At 33.4% G+C, this 22,542-nt stretch carries 18 protein-coding genes; 8 read left to right on the forward strand and 10 right to left on the reverse strand.

The window, feature by feature from the left end:
• Nucleotides 1–78: 78 nt before the first annotated feature.
• Entirely contained in the window at nt 79–1,734 is a 1,656-nt protein-coding gene (locus CJF42_RS03920; protein WP_095365425.1) for a tetratricopeptide repeat-containing response regulator, read from the forward strand.
• Nucleotides 1,735–1,813: 79 nt separating this feature from the next.
• Nucleotides 1,814–2,794: an ion channel gene (locus tag CJF42_RS03925; RefSeq protein ID WP_095365426.1), complete on the forward strand. Its 981-nt coding sequence runs from the start codon at nt 1,814–1,816 to the stop codon at nt 2,792–2,794.
• 589 nt (nt 2,795–3,383) lie between these two features.
• Here the strand turns inward: CJF42_RS03925 and CJF42_RS03930 are convergent.
• Complete coding sequence (locus CJF42_RS03930) at nt 3,384–4,085, reverse strand: SapC family protein (protein ID WP_095365427.1); 702 nt, start codon at nt 4,083–4,085, stop codon at nt 3,384–3,386.
• A gap of 220 nt (nt 4,086–4,305) precedes the next feature.
• On the opposite strand from CJF42_RS03930, the gene CJF42_RS03935 reads away from it, so the two are divergent.
• Complete coding sequence (locus CJF42_RS03935; protein WP_095365428.1) at nt 4,306–5,844, forward strand: tryptophan halogenase family protein; 1,539 nt, start codon at nt 4,306–4,308, stop codon at nt 5,842–5,844.
• Between the two features lie 33 nt (nt 5,845–5,877).
• Here CJF42_RS03935 and CJF42_RS03940 read toward each other — a convergent pair whose 3' ends face one another.
• The 4 genes from CJF42_RS03940 to pgi form a co-directional block, all read right to left on the reverse strand.
• The gene (locus tag CJF42_RS03940; protein ID WP_095365429.1) at nt 5,878–7,416 is read right to left on the reverse strand and encodes a tryptophan halogenase family protein; all 1,539 of its coding nucleotides are present in this window, start codon (nt 7,414–7,416) and stop codon (nt 5,878–5,880) included.
• A gap of 86 nt (nt 7,417–7,502) precedes the next feature.
• Nucleotides 7,503–10,130, reverse strand: coding sequence for a TonB-dependent receptor (locus tag CJF42_RS03945; protein ID WP_095365430.1), 2,628 nt, complete (start codon nt 10,128–10,130; stop codon nt 7,503–7,505).
• A gap of 310 nt (nt 10,131–10,440) precedes the next feature.
• On the reverse strand, nt 10,441–11,151 hold the full coding sequence (pgl, locus tag CJF42_RS03950) for a 6-phosphogluconolactonase (protein WP_095365431.1): 711 nt from the start codon (nt 11,149–11,151) through the stop codon (nt 10,441–10,443).
• 285 nt (nt 11,152–11,436) lie between these two features.
• The gene (gene pgi / locus CJF42_RS03955) at nt 11,437–13,080 is read right to left on the reverse strand and encodes a glucose-6-phosphate isomerase (protein ID WP_095365432.1); all 1,644 of its coding nucleotides are present in this window, start codon (nt 13,078–13,080) and stop codon (nt 11,437–11,439) included.
• A gap of 276 nt (nt 13,081–13,356) precedes the next feature.
• On the opposite strand from pgi, the gene CJF42_RS03960 reads away from it, so the two are divergent.
• Nucleotides 13,357–14,385, forward strand: coding sequence for a LacI family DNA-binding transcriptional regulator (locus tag CJF42_RS03960; protein ID WP_095365433.1), 1,029 nt, complete (start codon nt 13,357–13,359; stop codon nt 14,383–14,385).
• 202 nt (nt 14,386–14,587) lie between these two features.
• Here the strand turns inward: CJF42_RS03960 and CJF42_RS03965 are convergent, their stop codons facing one another.
• Complete coding sequence (locus CJF42_RS03965; protein WP_141235475.1) at nt 14,588–15,925, reverse strand: ankyrin repeat domain-containing protein; 1,338 nt, start codon at nt 15,923–15,925, stop codon at nt 14,588–14,590.
• Between the two features lie 156 nt (nt 15,926–16,081).
• Between CJF42_RS03965 and CJF42_RS03970 the strand changes: the two genes are divergently transcribed.
• Nucleotides 16,082–16,246: a DUF2897 family protein gene (locus CJF42_RS03970; protein ID WP_095365435.1), complete on the forward strand. Its 165-nt coding sequence runs from the start codon at nt 16,082–16,084 to the stop codon at nt 16,244–16,246.
• A gap of 46 nt (nt 16,247–16,292) precedes the next feature.
• Here CJF42_RS03970 and CJF42_RS03975 read toward each other — a convergent pair whose 3' ends face one another.
• Together CJF42_RS03975 and bamC are read right to left on the reverse strand one after the other, a co-directional pair.
• Nucleotides 16,293–17,666 (reverse strand): YjiH family protein, encoded by a 1,374-nt coding sequence (locus tag CJF42_RS03975; RefSeq protein ID WP_095365436.1) that lies wholly within the window; start codon nt 17,664–17,666, stop codon nt 16,293–16,295.
• A gap of 157 nt (nt 17,667–17,823) precedes the next feature.
• Nucleotides 17,824–18,885: an NlpB/DapX family lipoprotein gene (gene bamC, locus CJF42_RS03980; RefSeq protein ID WP_095365437.1), complete on the reverse strand. Its 1,062-nt coding sequence runs from the start codon at nt 18,883–18,885 to the stop codon at nt 17,824–17,826.
• A gap of 279 nt (nt 18,886–19,164) precedes the next feature.
• Here bamC and CJF42_RS03985 point away from each other — a divergent pair, with 279 nt between their 5' ends.
• Nucleotides 19,165–19,698, forward strand: a complete 534-nt coding sequence (locus CJF42_RS03985; RefSeq protein ID WP_095365438.1) for a glycine cleavage system transcriptional repressor — start codon at nt 19,165–19,167, stop codon at nt 19,696–19,698.
• A 43-nt stretch (nt 19,699–19,741) separates the two neighbouring features.
• Nucleotides 19,742–20,215, forward strand: a complete 474-nt coding sequence (gene bcp, locus CJF42_RS03990; RefSeq protein WP_095365439.1) for a thioredoxin-dependent thiol peroxidase — start codon at nt 19,742–19,744, stop codon at nt 20,213–20,215.
• 173 nt (nt 20,216–20,388) lie between these two features.
• On the opposite strand, the gene CJF42_RS03995 is transcribed toward bcp, so the two are convergent.
• The gene (locus CJF42_RS03995) at nt 20,389–21,459 is read right to left on the reverse strand and encodes an AI-2E family transporter (RefSeq protein WP_095365440.1); all 1,071 of its coding nucleotides are present in this window, start codon (nt 21,457–21,459) and stop codon (nt 20,389–20,391) included.
• Complete coding sequence (locus CJF42_RS04000; RefSeq protein ID WP_252097519.1) at nt 21,460–21,762, reverse strand: hypothetical protein; 303 nt, start codon at nt 21,760–21,762, stop codon at nt 21,460–21,462. It abuts the gene before it with no gap.
• A gap of 114 nt (nt 21,763–21,876) precedes the next feature.
• Here CJF42_RS04000 and CJF42_RS04005 point away from each other — a divergent pair, with 114 nt between their 5' ends.
• Nucleotides 21,877–22,542, forward strand: coding sequence for a hypothetical protein (locus CJF42_RS04005; RefSeq protein WP_095365441.1), 666 nt, complete (start codon nt 21,877–21,879; stop codon nt 22,540–22,542).

The raw sequence follows: 22,542 nt of genomic DNA on the forward strand, positions 1-22,542 counted from the left end.
TCTAATTAAATTTCTAACGCACTTTGAAGCTAAATAGTTTACTATTCATCATAGTTAAAGGCTAAACAAATAAGTTATATGCTCAAAAAAGATATTATTAATTTTAAGGATAAAAAAGTTTTAATTGTAGATGATCAACGATCTTTTCAAACTTTACTTAAAGGCATGCTATTTGGCTTAGGGGCAAGAAATATACATTTTGCAGATACTGGTGAATCGGCAATACAACAATGCATGACCGTAAAATTTGATCTGTTATTTATAGATTATAATTTAGGTCTAGGGAAAAATGGCCGTCAACTATTAGAAGAACTCAAGGCCAGAAATTGCCTTGTTGTTGATGCTATCTATATGATTGTTTCAGGTGAAACAACTCGACCTATGGTTTTAGGGGCTGTTGAAGCGGAGCCGGATGATTATTTAATAAAGCCTTTCTCTCAAGGCCTATTAAAAAAAAGAATTGATAAAGTTTATAGTAGAAAGTTGACATTAAAACCTGCGCTAATAGCCCTTTCAAACAATGACAAAAATTCTGCTATTGAAGAAGTAAATAAAGTGATTTCACAAAATAATAGATATCGTCAATATTGTTTAAAACTATTATCTAACCTACATAAAGAAAAAAAAGATTTCAGCCTAGCAGAAAAAATACTGGTCAATGAACTTAGTACCAAACGAGTCCCTTGGGCACTGATATCTTTGGCTGATATTTTTTACCAACAAAATCTATATAATGATGCACTTGAACTGTGTAACGAAGTATTAGAGCAAAATAGGTTTCGTGTAGAAGCTCACGATATAAAAGCAAAGTGTTTATTGGCGTTAGGTGAAAAGAAATCGGCCTTAAAAACCATTAAAAAAAGCTCATCTATTTCCCCTTACTCATTTACTCGACAATTTTTATTTGCAGATATTGCTAGGCAAAATAATGCATATAATAGCTTAGTAAATGCATGTCAGTCATTATTAGTGATGAGTAAAAAATCAATTCACCAATCAATTGAGCACCAATTAAACTATATTCGCTCTTTACTCGAAGCTGCACAAAATACAGATAATGTTCCGGATAAAGAGCATTATATAAAAGAAACTAAATTAGCAATACAACAAGCTAAAAATGAAAAAAAATTATTTGAAACAATTTCTTTTTCAACATTCGAAGCGTTATGCCAAGCAAGGATCAATGCTGTTCAAGGAAAATATTTAAATGCTAAAAAAGGTTTAGCTGATCTGCAGCTTAAATTAGAAGAAAATGATGAAAGTTTATCTTTTGATTTATATCCAGAGTCTATTCTCACGCTAATGCAAATAGGTGAGTTTGAAGCTGCATCTGAACAGCAACAGAGTTTAAAAAATAATAACTCTAATACTGCATTTGTAGAGGCGATGCTCACAGATCAAACAAAAAAATCTCAAGAGAGTATAAGTTTATTTGAGGAGCATAATAAAAAAGGCATTAGCGAATATAAAAAGGGCAATTTCAGCTTAGCAATAGAGTTTTTTGAAAACGCACTTAAATTTGCTCCAGTAAATACAGGAAGTACATTAAATTTAATTCAAGCATTATTACAAGTATTACAACATTCTGAAAAAGATCATCAAAAAATAAATCAGAAATGTTTAGAAACATTTAAATTAGTTGATGGTATTAAGCTCCCTCACCTCCATAAAGAAAGATACATTAATTTAAGAAATGATTTCAAAAGAATTTCCGCAACCATAAAACAAAAATAACTCACTGATTGATTTTTTAGCAAGCTGTTAGATTCCTGCTACCATTATATTAATATATATCATCCAATTTCTGATGTTTATGACAGAAAAACCAAAATGTAAATACACTTCACCCGATGAACAGCAATGCCAAGAAGTCGATATGGGCACAGGATTCTGTTTTTGGCATGATGAGAAATTTGATAAAAGTGGCCTTGATTTAAAGGATAAGCTAGAAAGATATGCCAAATCAGGAGGTTTATTACGTGGTTTGAAATTAAAGCGTTCTATCTTAGATGGCTTAAATTTGGTTAAAAGAGGCTCAAAAGAAGGGTATGATTTAAGCGAAAGTGACTTTTATCGCGCTAGCTTAAAAGGTGCACACCTTTTCAATACTAAAATTGAAAATGCATCATTGATGAAAGCTAATTTAAAAGGCGCAAATTTACACTGCTGCAGTCTGCTTAATACTAACTTATTAGGTATCAAGTTATTTAGTGCACGAATAGATAATATAAAAATAGGAACAAATATATTACAACAGAAGCAAGCTAAAAGTGCTATTAAGGAAGGTAAACTTGATGTTGCTTTAGATTATTATGAACAATCAGAGGAGATTTATAGAGATTTACGTAAAGCAGCTGAATTTCAGGGGTTGTTTGAATTATCGGGAAAATTTACTCATCAAGAGCTCATCATGAGGCGATATCGTTATCCAAAATGGTCTAAACGACGCATATTTTCTAAATTTATAGATGTCTTATGTGGTTATGGAGAAAAACCGTTAAATGTTATTTTCTTTTCACTATCTTTAATATTTTGTTGTGCAATATTATATTTTATCTTCGGTGTCAGTTATGCCAACGATATTATCGGGTTTAGTTTAGATAACTCAGTAAGTGATAACTTCTCAGCATTATTGAATAGTTTATACTTTAGTATTGTGACCTTTACTACTTTAGGTTATGGAGATATCACACCTGTTGGTTTATCAAGGCTCATAGCGGCCTGTGAAGCATTTTCAGGGAGTTTTACCTTAGCTTTATTTGTTGTTGTATTTGTCAAAAAACTAACACGTTAAAAATTCAATTTAAGTTGCAATTTGCATCTGACTTACAAAAAACAAACATATAAATGTAAAGCTAATTATTTTTAAGAAAAATAATTGAGATCTGAGTTTCTGAATTTCTTTGCTTTTTTTAAACATTCTTAACTCTAACGCTCGACAATACTCTTTACTAAACATAATAAAAGTCCTTAGAATACTCCTTATATTTACTATGCATATTTAATGCCAATAATTGCTAGAATATAAAGTATTGACCAGTGAAATAATAATTATGCATATAATAAACATAAAAACCCAAGAAGACTTGGGCTTTTATTTACACCACTATATACCCAAGCCACTTGATAATGCTTGTTTCAGAATTTATCAGGTGAGTTAGCACAAGGCATATCATTTTAGGAATGCTTATTGCCTTTTAAACTGATGTAACGTAGTGATTACTTACCTGATAAACTCCCTACGGGCGGGTTTTAAATGGTCAACTACCGCGTTATTTATGTTGATAAGGGAATAACCATTAGCTGCAATAAATGTCTTGTATTTGACCATTTAAACTCCCACTGAAATCATGTATTTCCAAGTAGCTTGAGTATATATAAATTTATACAGATTTAAGACGTGCTAAACGATTAACTTGATGCATTGAAGTTAAGAAAGAGTAAATTGGACCTAAATAGCCACGTTTACGAATATCTAAGAAATCTTCATCAGATAATTCATTTAATTTCTTTTCATCAATTAAATAAATACCGTTAATATCACGTTTTTCGCCTTTAATTTCTAATGTCAGAGTTTGAGCAGTTAACAGCTCTTTTTCTGCTAAAAATTTCGAAAATGCAGCTGTTACTTGAGAAAATTCAACAAAAGAAATTAAAGAGTCTTTACGACGTTTAAGGTAATCTGTTTCTTCACCTTTTTCATCAAATAAAGCTTGCCCTTCTTCTTCACCTACTAAATCACTTGATTCTACAATACCTACGATTAGTTTTGTTTTATCTTCTGGCGTTGCTGACAATACTAATGGGTAACGTGTTAAAGCATGAGGTACGTATGTACCTTGCCATTGTTCATCTTTAACCATTAGGTTTTCACTTGGTTCTAAACCTAACATAGCAACAGGTTGAAATTCACCTGATTCTGAGTTTTTAACAAAAACGATTGGATACTCGTTTGCAACTCGTGAGAACTCATGTGCAACGATTGGCACTAAATGCTGAGTTTTAATGAATTCAATATTGATGCCATTTTTTATTTTTGTTTTAGCATGTGTTTGGTTATGTAAAGGTTGGATATTATCCGCCATGGGTACTACTCTCCGTATAACAAATTGCCACTAAAGAATTAAGATTTGTGTGACATATAAAATAATGGCTCCATATTACATAACTTAATATGCCAGTCAATTAATTAGTGCTGCGAGTATGTAAACAAATTAAGAATCAATGTTGATATAACATAAACACAATTTGACAACGCTGTCTTTAATATTTAAATTACATTAATAATAAAGTGGTGATTTAAAAATGAAAAAAGTTAAAAGTGTAAATGTAATTGGGGGCGGTACATCAGGCTGGCTTAGTGCAGCAATGTTAGCTAGTTCTTTTAAGAAAACAGGCCTTGATATTACTGTTCATTTAATTGAATCAGAAAACATCCCTACAATTGGCGTTGGCGAAGGCACCTTCCCCACTATCGTAAATACCTTACATGATATCGGGTTAAGCGAAAAAGACTTTTTTTCACAATGTGATGCGAGCTTTAAACAAGGCGCACAATTTTGTAATTGGTTACATGAACCCGATAAACAAAAGCACAGCTATTACCATCCATTTGATCCAACAGCGATGCCAAAAGGTATAGACTTATCTGCATATTGGGTTAGAAATAAAATCAATAACAAAACTTCAAACGATTTTGCTCACTCAGTGTGTCTTCAGGCACACTTATGTGATCAAAATTTAGCGCCTAAAGATTTAAATACGCCAGAATATGCCTGGATGGCAAAATATGCATATCATTTAGATGCAGCTAAATTAGGTAAATTAGTGAAAAAGCACGCTATGACAAATTTAGGGGTAATTCACTCTTTTGCTGATATCACAGAAGTAAAACTTGATGACGATGGTTTTATTGAATCTGTCATTGCAGATGAAAATACTGTATTTTCGGCTGATTTTTTTGTTGATTGTACAGGATTCTCTTCTTTGCTATTAAGTAAAGCACTCAAAGTCCCCTTCATAGAAAAAAGTAAGTACTTGTCAGTTAATCGTGCTGTTACCCTACAAGTTCCTTATGAGAACCTTGAAACCCCCATCCCAACGCATACGATTTCAACAGCGCAAGAAGCTGGTTGGATTTGGGATATCAGCTTACAATCGAGGCGAGGCACAGGTTATGTTTATTCATCTGAACATACAACACCTGAACGGGCAGAGGAATTGCTACTAAAATATTTAAATATTCCTGCTAGTGATGACATTAAACTCCGACATTTAAGTTTTGATGTCGGACATAGAGAAAAGTCATGGGAGAAAAACTGTGTTGCCATAGGCTTCTCGAGTGGATTTATTGAACCTTTAGAAGCAACAGCCATTGCGATGGTAGAAGCCGGAGTTCGCTCTCTAGCGGCGAGATTTCCACAAAGTCGCGAAGCCATGAAAACAAGGCAAAAACAATACAACGCAATTTTCACACAAAGATGGAATAACATTATTGATTTTGTAAAGTTGCATTACTGCTTAACAAATCGAAAAGACTCGCAATTCTGGGTTGATCAAACAAACCCTAAAACCATACCTGAAACTTTGCAAGATAAGCTTGAAGCATGGAAGCATTATGGTGCCACAGAAGGCGACTTTCCAAACAAATATGACATATTCAATATTTCAAGTTGGCAATATATCATCTACGGCATGGAGTATTTTCCTAAATATATAGAGTGCGGGACTTTACCTGATGAAATATTAGATAAAGCCTTTGAATCAATACAGTTGATGAGAAAAAGTGCTGAAATAAAGCTCGATACAAACAGAAAATTGATCGAACTCTACTCAGGTAAGTAATATTATTTAGCTGTACTTACCAAGTAAATGCAGCTAAATTTTTTGCATCCCAAATTGATTGATTTTGTTTATTAACTCTCTATGCTTAGGTAGTTCATTTACTAAAGCATTAGCATGCTTCTTCACTTGCTCCGCATCAGATTTTGCTTTTGTGTAATAATTTTTACTTAAATTATTAATAGAAGTCTGGTACTTCATGCCATATAGCACATACAAAAAGTTTTCAACATCAAAGATTTCAAACTTTGAAAAGAAATCAGAAGCTTTAGGTGAAAATGATTGCCAATGTAATAACAGCTGTTTTAAATGCTCTGAAATACCTTCTTCTTTTTTGTTATCTAGCCAAAATTGTGAATCAGTCCTATCTGAAATACAGTAATGTAACTTAATAAAATCTATTACTCTATCCCAGCAATATGTAATGCGCTTGTTATACATTTTAGATAAGTGCTCATACTGAATTTGTTCATCTGGAAAATTTTGTGCTAATTGTTTGGCACAAAAATCAGCAAGTAGAATAGCAGTGGCTTCTAAGGGTTCAACAAATCCTTGAGATAATCCAATCGCAACACAGTTTTTATGCCAAAATTTTTCTAAGTACCCTATATTCATTGGAATACTGCGATGGGGTAATTCAGATAAATCTTTATCTAAATATTTTGCTAACTTTTCTTTTGCAAGACTTTCATTCATATACTTTGATGAAAATACAAAGCCTACGCCTCTTCTTTTTGGTAGCGCGATATCCCAAATCCAACCAGCTTGGTGCGCGGTTGCGATAGTATATGATGGGATGTCATCTTCACTATTCGTAGGAACTTGCACAACAATCGCAGTATCGATCAGTAATTCGTTTGATTTATCGATAAATTTCACATCTAGGTTTTTTCTCATAAGAAATGAGCTGAAACCAGAACAATCAATATAAAAGTCAAACTCAGTATCATCTTTACAATTATCAGAATCTAATTTAAGTGATTTTATTGAACCATCTTCTTTAAGGTTGACATCAGTAACATTTGCTAATCGATGTGTCACATTAAATTTTTCACACGCATTTTTAGCTAATAATTGTGCAAATTTCTTTGCATTTAAATGATAGCCATAAGTTGTTGTGCCTTGATATTCTGGAGTCGATATTGTTTTAGGCCCAAGCCCAGCATCACAAATTGCACCTTGAAATGATGCGATATCAGCAAATGGTATTTTTTTATCTGTCGATAGCCAAAATGGCGCTAAATCATCACCTAAAGGAAAAGGGTAATCAAATAAGTGATGGTAGTAGTTATTTTCACCATGATTATTTTTATCTAACCAATTTACAAACTTTATAGATTGTTTGAATGTCACATCACATTGTTGAACAAAATCAGTTTCCGATATGCCAAAACTTTTTAAAGTTTCACGCATCATTGGGACAGTGCCCTCACCTACACCAATCGATGGTATATCTGGTGATTCAATTAAAGTAAGTGATGTATTTAAGCGTTCTAAAAGCGCTTTCCCTAAATGATTTGCTACTAACCAGCCAGCTGTGCCACCACCTACAATTGCAATTTTTTTAATATTCATTTAGTAATCCATTTCGCTAGTTATATCTTTATCTATCATACAAAAAAACCCGGACAATGCCGGGTTTATTATAATATAAATTACTTTTAGAAGCGGAATTGTGCACCTAAAGAGTAACGTGCTTCACCTTCATAGCTTGCTGTAGGGTAACCATTAGATGTTCTCCAGTTAACTGGTGTTGTACCTTGGTCTCGACCAACTTGTATGCTGTCTTCTTCTAGAAGATTAGTTACATCAGCTGTGATTGTAATGTCATCTGTTAGATTATAAGAAGCACTTAAATCAAGCGTTCCAAAATCTTTATGTTCACGTGCACCATAGAAACCAGTTTCACGGATCATGTACTCTGAACGCCATGAGTAAGCTACACGAGCAGAGAAATCATCATTTTCATAATAACCAACTGCATTTACAGTATGTTTAGATGAATCGGAGAAAATAGCGTTTCCATCAACATAGTTACTTTCATCGGCTTGCGCATCAGCAAATGTGTAGTTAAATACGGTACCGAAACCATTATCTAATGCGTGTTGGATTTGGAATTCAATACCTTCAATTGTACCACCGTTACCATCTTTCTTAGATTGTACTAACCAGTTATCAACGCCTGTATCTGGGTCAACAATTCCAATAGATTGATCAGCTGTATTAGAGAAAGTAGTAAATGTGCCCACTTCTTTAACAAAGTAAGTTAGTGCAACCATACTTGAAGAGCTGTAATACCATTCAACACCTAAATCAGATTGGAAAGCTTTAAATGGGCTAAGTGCAGGGTTACCTACAACAACAGCTTCATTACCAGGGATCGTATCAGAATAACCAACTAGCGATGAATTACTGAACATATCATCATAGTTTGGACGTGCTAATACAGATGCTGCAGAGAAACGAATGATAACGTCTGCAGTTGCATCAACTGCTAAGTTAACACTTGGTAATACATGACTGTAATCACCATCAGTTTCAACTAGATTTGTTGAATAGCCATTATTAAATGAATTGCTTGCATCTACATATGTAGGATCAACTTCATATGCAGTCGAAGTCGCGTCTGTACTTACATAACGTAAGCCAAAGTTACCACGAATGCCATCGCCTTCAAAGTTAGCCATTATATATGCAGAAACGCTATCTTCTTCAAGTACAGCATAACCTGAACGTTCTTGCGTCCAAGAGTTTATTTTAGTCTTAGTATACGCAATCATTTCAGCTGCATTTGGAGCTGGGATTGTAAGATGTGCAGAACCCGCATCTAAAGTACCATTTGTAAAACGAGAACCGTCAATTAATGCTGCTTCAACTGCGCCATCATAACCAATTAAATCAGGGCGGTTTTGCTGTTTTGTTACTTCATGATTTGATACACGAACACCTGTTTTGATTGAAGTAACAGCACCAAACTCAACATCGAATGTCAAATCAGCTTGTGCGTAAGTTTCTTCATCAGAGTTTGGTTGATTTACGATACCACCAGTTTGTAAACCTTCCCAACTCGCATATTCACCGGCAGAAGGCAATGCGTAATCAGCTGGGTCTAGGTCATACTTGATCATATCGCCAGTTGCATCAATAGTACCTACAGCACCATTAATGCCAGATAAGTAACCAAAGTTAGTTTCAAAATCGGTACCTCCAGTCGCTTTAGATGAACCTGCTTGAACTTCTAGTTTAAAACCTTCACCTTGATATGTGAAATCTGCAGCAATTAATTCACTTTCCATCGTTGCATTACGAGGACGTACATCGTAATAACCGCTTTGGTTATCTTCAGCAACAGTAGTACATTTAGTTGGTACACCTTGTGCGTTTGTAGAGCTACAATTTTCTAAGTTTTGAGGAACCCAAACAGCGCTATTTACACTATCAGCAGCTAATTCAAGATTCATGTAATGTAGACCAAAATCTAACTCATCAGTTGGTGCATATTGTAGTGCAACATCAAACGCTGTACGATCACGATTTTGTTCAAAATGAGTTGGAGCAATACGGCCGCCCCAAGAAGTTAATGCTTCATCACCACGGCGAACTAAAGAATACTCAGAAGTACCTACAGCAGCTAAAATACCAAATGTTTCATCGTCATTTTTCCAGCTAACTAAACCTGAAGCAGATGGGTCAGTTTCTTCAGATGCTGATGAGTAAGAACCTTTAACAGAACCGAAAATCGTTAATGAATCTAAATCAAGTGGCTTACGAGTATTAACAACTACTGTGCCACCAATACCACCTTCTAATAAATCAGCTTGTGATGATTTATAAACTTCCATTCCAGCAATCATTTCTGGTGGAAGCATAGAGTAATTAAATGAACGATCAATGGCTTGTTGAGAATACCAACCTGTTGAGGCTACGTTTTGACCATTTAAAGATGTTAATGTTAATTGGTTAGATGCTCCGCGAATAGAAACTGAAGAACCTTCACCGAATTGACGCGAGACACTCACACCAGGTATACGACCTAGTGCTTCAGCTACGTTATTATCAGGAAATTTACCAATATCTTCAGCTGTTACAGCATCTACAACCGCATTAGCAAAACGTTTAGTATTCATTGAAGCTTCTAATGAACGGCGAATACCACGTACCTCAATAACTTCAACATCTTCTTTTACTTTAACTTCATCAGCAGCATATACAGTACCAGTAAAACCAGCACTCATTGCTAAACCAATATTAACTGCTAATAGATTTCTTTTAAATTTTTTAGCTAACACAGGATTCCCCTCGAATCATTTAGTTTTTTTAGTTCACTTTTTGCCCAGTGATAATGACAGCGTTGTCACAGAACATACTGGAAACTTGACAACGCTGTCATCTAAATACAAACAATACACACGTAATTACATCTTGGCTACATTTATTTTATATTTTTCGAACAAGTTTACGATTAACTATAAAATAAGTAACACATAAACCATTACACTATACCCAAACCTACAGTAATATCGTGAGTATTTCCTTTTACCTGAGGGATATTACATAAAGAAATGATAGTGTGTAAAGATGTAACTCAATTTTTAACTGTTATGGTGCCCAATAAACTTGAACTTCTACATCCGTTTGATTCAAAATCGCACGTAAAGGCATATCTTCAACCTTACCTCCCAGTTTTGCTTGTTTATATACTGCTAGTTTTTCTTCACCACTAATTAATAACTTAACAACTTTAGATTGCTTAATACCATGAAGTGATAAAGACAATCTTTGTGTAATATCACCTGTCACTTCACTTTTAATCGCTTCAATAGCACATACTAAATCACTTGTAAATAAAGCATTATCTAAACCTTGTGCATGTGGAAACAATGATGCTGTATGACCATCAGGTCCCATTCCTAATATCGTAATATCAAATGGTTGTTTTAATGACTGAAATGATTGTTCACATTCAGCCAGTCCTTCCAAAGCAGTATCATAATCATTTTTCATAGGCAGAAAATTGGCTTTTTTTGCTTGATTTTGTAGTAATGTTTGTTTAATAAATGTTTCATTACTTTTTTCATGGCTTGGCTCAACCCAACGTTCATCAACCATAACCACATCAACTTTATCCCAAGCAAGCGGTAATGTTGATAGATATTGATATGCAGGCTTTGGTGATGAGCCACCTGAAACACATATTACTGCACGGTTATCATTTTTGATCCCTTCAATAAGACGCAGCTCAATATCTTGTGCTAAAGCAGCAGTTAATTCATCTTTAGAATTAAAAAATTTTTCAGTAATTTTCGACATTTATAAGTCCTTGATACAATCGATGTAGATGTAAATGAATGGTATTGTAACTATTTTTGTTAGGAACTGAGAAGTATTTATTTTTATAAAATAATAAGAGTGGAACGCAATATGAAAAGGGGGAGGATAAACGGAGTTGAGGGATAATAAAGCTCTTTTCACATCTTTGTGTTGAAAGAAATAGCTGCATTATAAAAAATGAGTAAAGGGAGTCTGCGTTCCTCTCACAAAACCACAGATCCCAATAGCTCCAGAACTACCCGTTCAAGGTATTCTTTTACGTACTTAAACTCTTTTCTTTTTAAAATAACTAATTAAACCGTTAGTCGATGAATCATGTTCTGCAGTAATAGTATCGTTTTCTAATTCATTTTGGATCTTGGACGCTAAACCTTTACCTAACTCAACACCCCATTGATCAAATGAACAGATTTGCAATAAAATTCCCTGGCAAAATATTTTGTGTTCATATAAAGCGATTAATTTACCTAAATGTTTCGCATCAACTTTATCTAATAAAATAGAAGTTGTTGGTCTGTTTCCTTTATGTACTTTATGGTTAACTAAGTTCTCAATCTCTTGAGTACTGTGGCCTTTAGCTGTTAACTCTTCTCTTACTTGCTCTGTTGTAACACCAGACATTAATGCCTCTGTTTGGGCAAAGAAGTTAGACATTAATATTTCGTGATGGTTGTTTACTTCAACAACAGGTTTAATCGAACCAATAAAATCAGCAGGAACAATTGTATTACCTTGGTGTAAGTATTGATAAAATGCATGTTGGCCATTAATACCAGTCATACCCCATAGCAGAGGTACAGTGGTATACGGTACAACTTCGCCTGAAAATGTAACTGATTTACCGTTACTTTCCATTTCAGCTTGTTGTAAATAGGCAGGTAACATATGCATGGTTTGGTCATACGGTAATATTGCTTGGGCTTTAGCACCTAAAAATGTGGTATTCCAAATACTCAGTAAAGCCATTATTACAGGCACATTTTCTGTTAATGGTGCATCTTTAAAGTGTTCATCTACTTCAAAGGCACCTTCTAATAATTCAATAAATGCATCAAACCCTAAATATAACGCAACAGGTAAACCAATTGCAGACCACATAGAAAAGCGACCCCCTACCCAATCCCACATTGTAAATACGTTATCGCTACTAATACCAAATTCAGCTGTTTTTGCAAGGTTAGTACTGACGGCAACAAAATGTTTTGCAACAGCTGCATCATCATTTGCAACAGATTTTAACCAAGCGACTGCAGTCTTAGCATTAGCCATTGTTTCTGAAGTTGTAAAAGTTTTAGAAGATACGACAAATAATGTAGATGCAGGATTAAGCTGCTTTAATACTTTTGATATTTGTACACCATCAGCATTAGAAATATAGTGAATACGTAATGTCTCGTCAGCATAATTTTGCAGCGCCTCAGTCGTCATCTGCGGGCCTAAGTTCGACCCCCCTACACCGATACTTACAACATCAGTGATCACTCTTCCAGTATAACCCTTCCACTCACCGCTACGCACTTTATTTACAAAGGCATGCATTTTTGAAAGTTCAGCCGCGATAGGTTGAGATACATCTTTACCTTCAACAAAAATTGGCGCACAACTCCTATTACGTAAAGCAACATGTAATACAGCACGATTTTCAGTAAAATTAATTTTTTCACCAATAAACATTTTATCACGCCAAGCTGTTAACTCAGTCTGCTGAGCTAATGATTGTAATGCATTCATTTCATTAGCTGTAATTAGATTTTTAGAATAGTCGAATAATAAGCCAGGCAGTTGAATTGAGAAAGTATCAAAACGAGATTTATCTTGAGAGAATAAGTCCTTTAAATGAGTATTTTTCATTTTATTAGCTAATTCTTGCAAAGATTGCCAACTTGACAATTGTGAACGACAACTCATAAATTTTACTACCTGTTTTTATTTTTCAAATTATTCGTAATAGATTATTTTAACAAAATTTTTATCTAAGTGATAATTTGAATTTAGGTTCACCCTGACCACGTTTATGATAACAATATGCCAAAATGACAACGCTGTCAATTTTAATTCTCGATAAATTGTTACTAATTTGATTATTAAAACAAAAATTAATATGCCATAGTGCATACAATTTAAATAAACTAAGTAAAATGATCCCTAATTATGTTTTACTTTTAAAAAGCAAAAAGAATTAAGATGAAAGTTACAATAACCGATGTTGCCAAATTAGCCAGTGTTTCAATTAAGACTGTTTCTAGAGTTATTAATAATGAACCATCAGTACGAAAAGCAACTTCTGATAAAGTGATGATTGCTGTTAAAGAGCTAAATTATCAGCCTAACTTAGCCGCTAGAAACCTTGCTGGAAGTAAATCTTTTACCATAGGCTTAGTATACGACAATCCAAATGCATATTATGTATTAGATATGCAGAATGGCATATTATCATGCTGTAAAACAGAGGGTTATGAATTACTTATTCACCCATGTTCATATGCAAATAAAGATATGGTTGAAGAATTAAAAACCATGGTAAGACGCGCTCGAATTTCTGGCTTAGTATTAACACCTCCTTTGTCTGAAAATAGCGAAGTCATAAACATGCTAGATGATCAAAATATTCATTATGTACGAATATTATCCGGTCAAGAAGCAGATCCCCAGCAAACTGATTGTATCTATGTAAATGATCACAATGCAGCATATGAAGTATCAAACCATTTAATCAAGCAAGGTCATAAACATATTGCTTTCTTATCTGGTGATAAAGGGCATAAATCAACACACGAAAGACTTGCAGGTTATAAAGAATCTCTGATTGAAAATAACATTGAAATTGATGAATCACTCATTTTAGAAGGCGAATATTCTTTTTCTTCCGGTGTTGAAAATGCGAAGTCTGTTATTAATCTAAATAATAATGTCACAGCAATTATCGCATGTAATGATGAAATTGCGGCAGGTGCTTTATTTGCAGCAAGATTAATGGATATTAAAATCCCTGAACAATTATCTATATCCGGCTTTGAAAACTCACCATTCTCACGTCAAACCTGGCCAAAACTTACAACTGCAAGCCAGTCAATTGAAACCATTGCACAACATGCAGCTAAATTACTATTTTCTAAAACCCGTGGTCAAAGAAATAAAGATAAAGAAATTATAAAAACTTTCACACCTGAGCTGGTAATACGTGATAGTACCGGGCCTGCCAACAAGAGTTGATATACGACTTCTGTTTAATATCAAGCAATAATGAAACTCATAATTAGGAGTAGCGTTTAAATATAAAAATTAAAGATCTGAGTTTATGAGCCTACATAGATATAAACCAAAATAGCTGACATACTTTGATCAAAAATGACAGCTATTTCCGTAGATTTAAAACCGCTTTAAAATCGCCTCGCAATGGCTTTCAGCTGAGCTGTTAAGTTAAAGCAGCAATAACTACAACTAATAAAAGTAATAATTGAAATAATAAACTTATCGGTGACAAGGCCCGCAATATAGATAAACTCCATGTAGATTTTATATCAGGATATAAACTACATCGCTTTAAATTCATCGCAAAAAACATAATTAACATTGAGGCGAGTGCGAGAAAAAAAGATAATTCACTTTTTGCCTTAAATTGAGGATCAAAAAAGAAAAACAATTGCATTGGTAATAAAAAACCAATAAACGCATGAAGCGAGTGAACTAAATTAATTATTTTAAATTTATTTGCTTCACTTAACTCCTTAATACCAAATTCAATTTCTAACAAATCAACTATTTTTATATTGCCAAGTTCGACAGCAAAACCATATGCTGTAAAGCCTAAATTATTTTTTATTGTAAAATCAATATTTTGGTTTAAAATAAAACGAATTGCTAATTCATTTTTTGCTTTTATTGCGTAATGTAAAACTGTATTACCTTCATTATCACGTTGCGCTAATAGTTCAGCTGAACAAAGCGCTTCTAATACATCTATAAAGCCCTGTTGAACTGCCCACATTACTGATGTTTTTCCATTTTCATCTGCAATTAAACCCTTAGCGCCTTGCTGCAAAAATCGTTTACAAATACTTTGCTTTGAAGAATCGTGTCGAAGCTGTTGTAATAAAGCTTTATCTAATATTTCAGGTTCTAACGTTTCACCTTGTAGCTTAACTAAAAAATCAAATCTATCTTCACCTTGTAAAAGTTGTTCGGTTAATAATGCAACAACCTCTTGTTTATCGCTCAGATTAGTTTCAAGGAAAGGCAGTACCAAAAAATGTAATTCAGAGTGCTTAAGTAATGACATGACATCAGAAGTTGATAGCTTTAAACCAGATTCAAGTAACATATTTAATACATTAAAGAATCTTTTTTGCTTAGCTAAGTTTACTATGCTTAACTTAGACTCTATTGACATTTGTGATTGAAAATCACAATAACTTGCGAGTCTTTGCAATAAAAGTATTGTTATTGCTTCATCGGAATCTAATTGTTGCTTTAAATCACTAAATACAGATTCGATATATACTTGGGATTTATCATCAAAATCACTGATATGCTGACAATATAGATCTTCGAAAGGTTCAGCTGGTTTTTGCCATAATATGTAATATATTGGCGGTAAACTGATACTGCATACTTCTTGTGCATCTACTGATTCATTGCAATTTGGCCAAGCTTCTAATGCATCCAAGATGAAAGCACCATTTTGTTCTAATAATCCTCTTAAAAGAAGGATATATTCTTTTGGCCACATTAAGACATTTTCAGTCTTCAACACTTTACTCCAACAACATCAATTAACAATATGGTATCACTTCAACATATAAGATTCAGTTGAAATGACCTAGCGATAAAACAAAGCAGTTAGTTTAACAGGGTTTTATCCTATTTGTACTAAATGCTATCATGGTATTTTTAATAAAAGAGAAACAAAGTGGAAACTTGGAAAATTATACTCATTATCGTCGTTGTTTTAGCTGTGATATGGAGCAATATCGCGTTATTAAAATATTCTACAAAATTTGATGTGAAAAAATTCAATCAAGATCCGATAGAAAAAGCCAAAGCATCATTAAAAGAAAAAGACGCTAAAAAATAAAAATCCTCGCAAATAACTGCAAGGATTTTTTCATTCTAGAAAATAATTAAATTAACCAGTGAGCCATCAAAGCAATTACAGGGAGCGTAACTAAAGTACGCAGTAAAAATATTAAAAATAGTTCCCATAAACTCACAGGTATTTTGCTGCCTAAAATTAAAGCGCCGATCTCAGACATATAAATAAGTTGCGTTACACTCATCGCTGCAATAACAAAACGTGTTATATCACTCTCAATTGTATTAGCAGCTAAAATTGATGGAATAAACATATCAGCAAAACCAACAACAATTGTTTGTGAAGCTTGTTGCGCTTCTGGGATTTGTAATAACTCTAATAAAGGAATAAATGGCATTCCTAACCATTGAAAAAATGGTGTATATTCAGCAATGATCAAAGCAGAAGTGCCAATAGCCATAACAACTGGCAATACTGCAAATACCATATCAATTGCATTTTTGAGGCCTTCTGATAATGTACCTTTGACCCCTTTAGATTTATAGGCCTTTCTAAGCGCAACATGTAATCCATGCTTAAATAATGCTTTTCCTTCTGGTAAAGCCTCGACTTCCCCTTCCCTAACCGTGCCATCTATATACACATCTTTTTTATTTCTAAGTGGTGGTAACCTTGGTACAACTAAAGCTGCGACAACCCCAGCTAAACAAACTGTAAGATAAAATGGTGCAAATAAATGCTCTAATTTCACTTGACCAATTACTACTAAACTAAATGTAATTGATACAGCAGAAAAAGTTGTGCCTATAATAGCAGCTTCTTTTTGAGTATAAAATTTCTCTTCGTATTGTTTTGATGTCATTAAAACCCCCACACTACCATCACCTAACCAAGAAGCCACACAATTCACTGAGCTTCGTCCTGGTACTTTAAATAAAGGACGCATCACTTTTGTTAATAAAGTACCGGCAAGCTCTAATAAGCCAAAATTAAGCAATAAAGGTAATAATAATCCCGCTAAAATAAAAACAGAAAACAATACCGGCATGAGATCATGCAAAACTAAAGTCCCCGTATTGGCAGAGTAAATAGCTTCAGGTCCGACTTTAAAAAAAGTAACTAAAACAAAAATCATGCCCGTAGTACGTGTAACAAGCCAAATTAGAGAAACATCGAATAAATGGCGTAAAAAATCACGCTTCATTATGAATTTTGGCTTGAATGCTTTGGTTATTAAACTCAATAATACTGTTGTCGAAATTACGGCTAATACTATATGTGTAATATAAGCACTTGTAATACTTTGAATTTCTTTAGCTAAAATCGCAATAGGTATGGTAAAGGCTTCGCCAGTTTGAACGGGGGTCATAAATAAAAACACCCCAATTAGAGAAGGTACAATAAAAGTCAGTATTGTGCGCCAATGATATAATATTTGATTATCGATTTGTTGTGAGTTCATAAATAAACCTCTACTGCATCAATTTCATTAATTAAATTGTGATTTAACAAATTAATTAATGAAATTGCTTAATAAACTAATACATAAAAGAGCGCTAATAGCGCTCTTTTATGTATTTCTTAAATTTTAATATTGTATATAATTTAAATTTTTATACTTAAATATCAATACCTTTTTCACGTAATACTTTAACTAATGCTTGTTGTAAATCATTCATAGTACCAGGTTCTAAAGTTTCGCCTTCTTCGTCCATCCAAGTAATACTGGTGCCACCTGAATTATTTTTATTTAATAACATTTGATATTGTCCTGACTCTAATGGTAATTCAGCAATATCATCTCCCCATATAGAATCCCAAACACTGGAGTCTGGCTTCTCATAAGTTGCAATTATTAAACCTTTATCATTTTTTAACTCATTGATTGTAAAATTTAATTTTTCTATAAATGAAGAAAAACGTTCAAAAATAGCTTCATAACTTTGTTCAGTCACTAAAGCAGCATTTCCTTGATTATCAAAACCAAGCTCTAAAGAAACAATGCCTTTTTGCTTATTCACCTCAACCGCGAGTTGACGATATTTAAAATCAAACTGATTTACATAAGAATTCAATGCGCCTGCTTCAAGTTGTTGACGTAAAATAGGCGTTAAAGTTTCATCTTTACTTTGAAAATCTAATAATTCAGTTGTCATTGAAGCCGTTCTTTGATGCTCTTTTTGTTCAATGGTAAATTTGAATTTTTGTTTACTAACTTCCTTTTCTTCTTCCCAAAACCAAACATCTTCTATCGTATGAATGGAATACCAGTCGGTAGATAGTTCACCTTTAGCTTCATTACTTTCTATGGCTGCTACTTTATTTTCATCAAGTAATTGATTCAACGTTGTCCACATAAAACTTTTTAAATCATCAATACCATCAGATTTATCAAAAAATATACGCGTTTGTTTATCACCTTCTTCAACCCAACTGCCCATAGCTATATTTAGAACTTGCGCTGGCGGTTTAGCCATATCACTTGGCATTGCTTTACTATATTGAGCTGGCGTCATCATATATTCAGGGTCTTGGTATGGCTTTTGAAGATCCGCTGGCACTTTAATTTGCTCTGATACACGATAGTTTTTCTCATTATGAGCATTATTTATAAAAACACTACAACCTGATAATGCTGTGATAACACCCAATACCAAACTTTTACGGATCCAATACTGCACTTATTATTCTCCTTAGCATGCCAAATTTTATTTCTATTATATGAGTCGACTATGCTCTATTTGGTTCAAAATATGATTCAAAAATATTATCTCATTTCATGAACTGCTCATAATACGAGTAGATTGCTTGAAAATCATTCAGTTATTACATAAAAGCAATAAAGTTGTGCAATCGGAGCCTATATTACTTTCCTGAGCTACTAAAAACAAGAATGCAGAGTGTTTCTATTACTAATGTGCTAAACTTCGGGCCCAACGTAGGGGTACATGGGTAAATAAATGTCTGGATTTTCAAATCAACAACTCGTTTTAACTGCAATCGGTGATGATCGAACCGGAATTGTTGCTGAGTTAACACAGTTAGTGAGTGAGTGTAGCTGTAACATTATTGATAGCCGAATTGCTATTTTAGGTAACGAATTTTCTATTATAATGCTTTTATCTGGAGATATGTCAGCGATCAGCCGCATTGAGCATACGATCCCAGTAAGAAGCATGGAAATGGGTTTACTCACTATGATGAAGCGAACAACCAATCGAACAGGCTGTGAGTTTTTTGCTGGCTATACGCTTGAATATAAAGGCCTTGATATCGAAGGTACGCTAAGTAAAGTCGCCTCATTTTTAGCTGAAGATAATATTGATATCTGTTCTTTGAAATCTGACACATATGAGCAAGACAATCAGCTTTATATGTGTTCAACTTTAGAAATAAATGTCGCTGTTGAAACCGCTTTAGATAATTTCAAACTTAAGTTTGAAAGTTTATGCACAGAGCTAAACCTTAAATCTATACTACGCCGAATACGCTAACAACCCGAATTCAGGTTAATTTTAATAATACTAGGATCCAAAAATGAACACTTTAGTTGCTGGTGATAAAGCCCCACTATTCTCTTTACAAGATCAAAATGGACAAACTATAGACCTTTGTGAACTATTAAAAAAACAACAAGTATTAGTATACTTTTACCCTAAAGCTATGACACCTGGGTGCATTATTCAAGCAGAGCATTTACGTGACCAAAAAGCAGCGTTAGCCAAACTCAATACAATATCAGTTGGGATTAGCCCAGATCCAGTAAAGAAATTAAAGAACTTTGAAATAAAAAAAGAATTAAATTTCACATTATTATCAGATGAAGATCATCAAATTGCTGATGAATTTGGCGTATGGGGATTAAAAAAATTTATGGGTAAAGAGTACGATGGTATACATAGATTAAGTTTCTTAATATCTCAAGATGGTACAATTAAACATGTTTTTAATAAATTCAAAACAAAAGAACACCATCAAGTAGTAATTGATTTTTTAACAGAAAATCAATAATCGTTTTTTATATTTTTATATTTAATCTCAACTTAGTTTAAGAAATGACGAGCCTATTACAAATGAATTCACTGCACAAGTGAATAAAAAAGCTTCTAGAGGAATATTTATTAAACTGAGCTGATGGTTATTTAATATTGAGTTATTAGATGACATAATACTTAATATCCTAATTAAGCTTCTTTTATTATCATCTTTTCTTCAGTTGTCCAAGCATTTAATAGCGCTCGTACCAATGAAGCTAATGGAATAGCAAAAAACACTCCCCAAAATCCCCATAAACCGCCAAAAAACAATACTGCAACAATTATATAAACGGGATTTAAATCTACCGCTTCGGAAAATAATAGAGGCACTAACACATTACCATCTAGTACTTGAATTACCCCGTAGGCTATTAATAAATACCAGAACTCTGGCGCCAAACCAAATTGAAATAAAGCAACAGCAGCAACTGGAATTGTAACTAATGCTGCTCCAACAAAGGGTATTAATACAGATAACCCAACTAATACCCCCAACAGAGCAGCATATCGTAAATCAAATATTGCAAAAGCAATAAATGAAGCTCCGCCAATGATTACAATTTCAATGACCTTACCACGGATATAATTCATTATTTGCTGATTCATTTCATGCCATACTTGGCTTATTAAACGTCTTTGTTTTGGTAAAAAGGTTTCAATACCTGAAGTGAGTTCTATTTTATCTTTAAGCATAAAAAACACTAAAAGTGGCACCAGTATTAAATATATCATCCAAGCCACAACATCTTTTAATGACGTTAAAGAAAAAGATAAAATTTGCTGACCAAACTCTAATACCTTACTTTCGACATTTGAAACAATATTCTGAATTTGTTGTGCATTGATTAATTCAGGGTGGCGCTCAGGTAAATGCATTAAAAATGATTTTCCTTGCTCTAACATAGAAGGTGCTTCTTGCAGTAAATTTGCTGCCTGCTGCCAAAGTACAGGTACCATAGTCACAAAAACGGCGATCATAACACCTGCAAATAATAACATGACACTCGCACATGCTGATAATCGGGCTAAGCCTAAATTTTGTAATTTTATAACTGGCCACTCTAGTAGATATGCAATTACCAAGGCAACAAGTACAGGTATAATTAAAGAACCCACAAAATACAATAGTGCAACTAAAGCTATCAATAAAAAAAATAAGGTGACTGCATGAGGATCTGAAAATTTACGTTCATACCAAGATTTTAAAAATTCTAACACTTAAATATTCCCTCTGACTAAATTAATGATCAACTCATTATTACTATCACAGTTTTGTATTTGATATTTAAATTTATGAAAAATTAAATATCGTTCAATATCTTTAATATCCGAATTACTTAATATTAAAAATGTAATCGTATCAAGGCCTTTTTCTTGCTCTTTATTTATTAAAGCTAATTTCAATTGATACTTAAATTGAACGAAAAACTGAGGACACTGATAATGTGTTAAATCATATTTAACCATTAAAGCTGCAATTATAAATAAATATTTTGCAATAATAACGGCAAAGTAAAACAAATGGAATCTAATCTATACTCTAACTAAATGAATCATCTAACTTAAGGTGGTTTAGGTGTACCAAAAGGAAACAATGCATTATGCTTATATAAGGTAAAGAATAGGTATAAGTTAATGACATCCCAAAATGATAAAGCACAATTGCCAAGTAACCCAACATTAAAGGATGTTAACTGGTACAAAAAACAATTAAATTGGGGGGAGTTACCGCCCTTTTATCATTTAGTAGCTTCATCATTAGGTGAATCTGAAGGCATTTTGACTCATGGCTTTGATACTGCAATAAAACGCATAATAGATAAGCGTAATTGGAATTTAGACCTCCTTGGCGGTACTGATAGTAATTCTAACGGTATTATTTGTGAAAATAAGCCGAGAATTGCACTTTATCAAGTATTTACTGATAGAGGCTTTGAATTACAAGTCTTTCCTTATGCTAAAAATATCGAAATAAATCATTTCGTCAAAGATAATAAGTTAATGGAATTCGTGGTATGGGATCCCCACTCAATGAGGCTCATTCTAAGAATTAACCAATTACATAAATATATACAATTTTATTTTCAAAGAGGCGATGAAGCTGATAAAGCACTCATAATACATGCCCATAAACTTGTACTTAGAATAATAAATTTTTTAAAACAAGAATTGAACATTATTAAGATTAATGGGGTCTCAATTAAACAGTATTATGATCTATGTGAAAATAAAACTTCGCTAGATCAAGATGAATTGATGCTTGGGCAGTTAATGATGAATGAACAAGCAAACAAGGAATGA

The sequence above is a fragment of the Pseudoalteromonas sp. NBT06-2 genome (genome assembly GCF_002276045.1).
Taxonomy (GTDB): Bacteria; Pseudomonadota; Gammaproteobacteria; order Enterobacterales; family Alteromonadaceae; genus Pseudoalteromonas.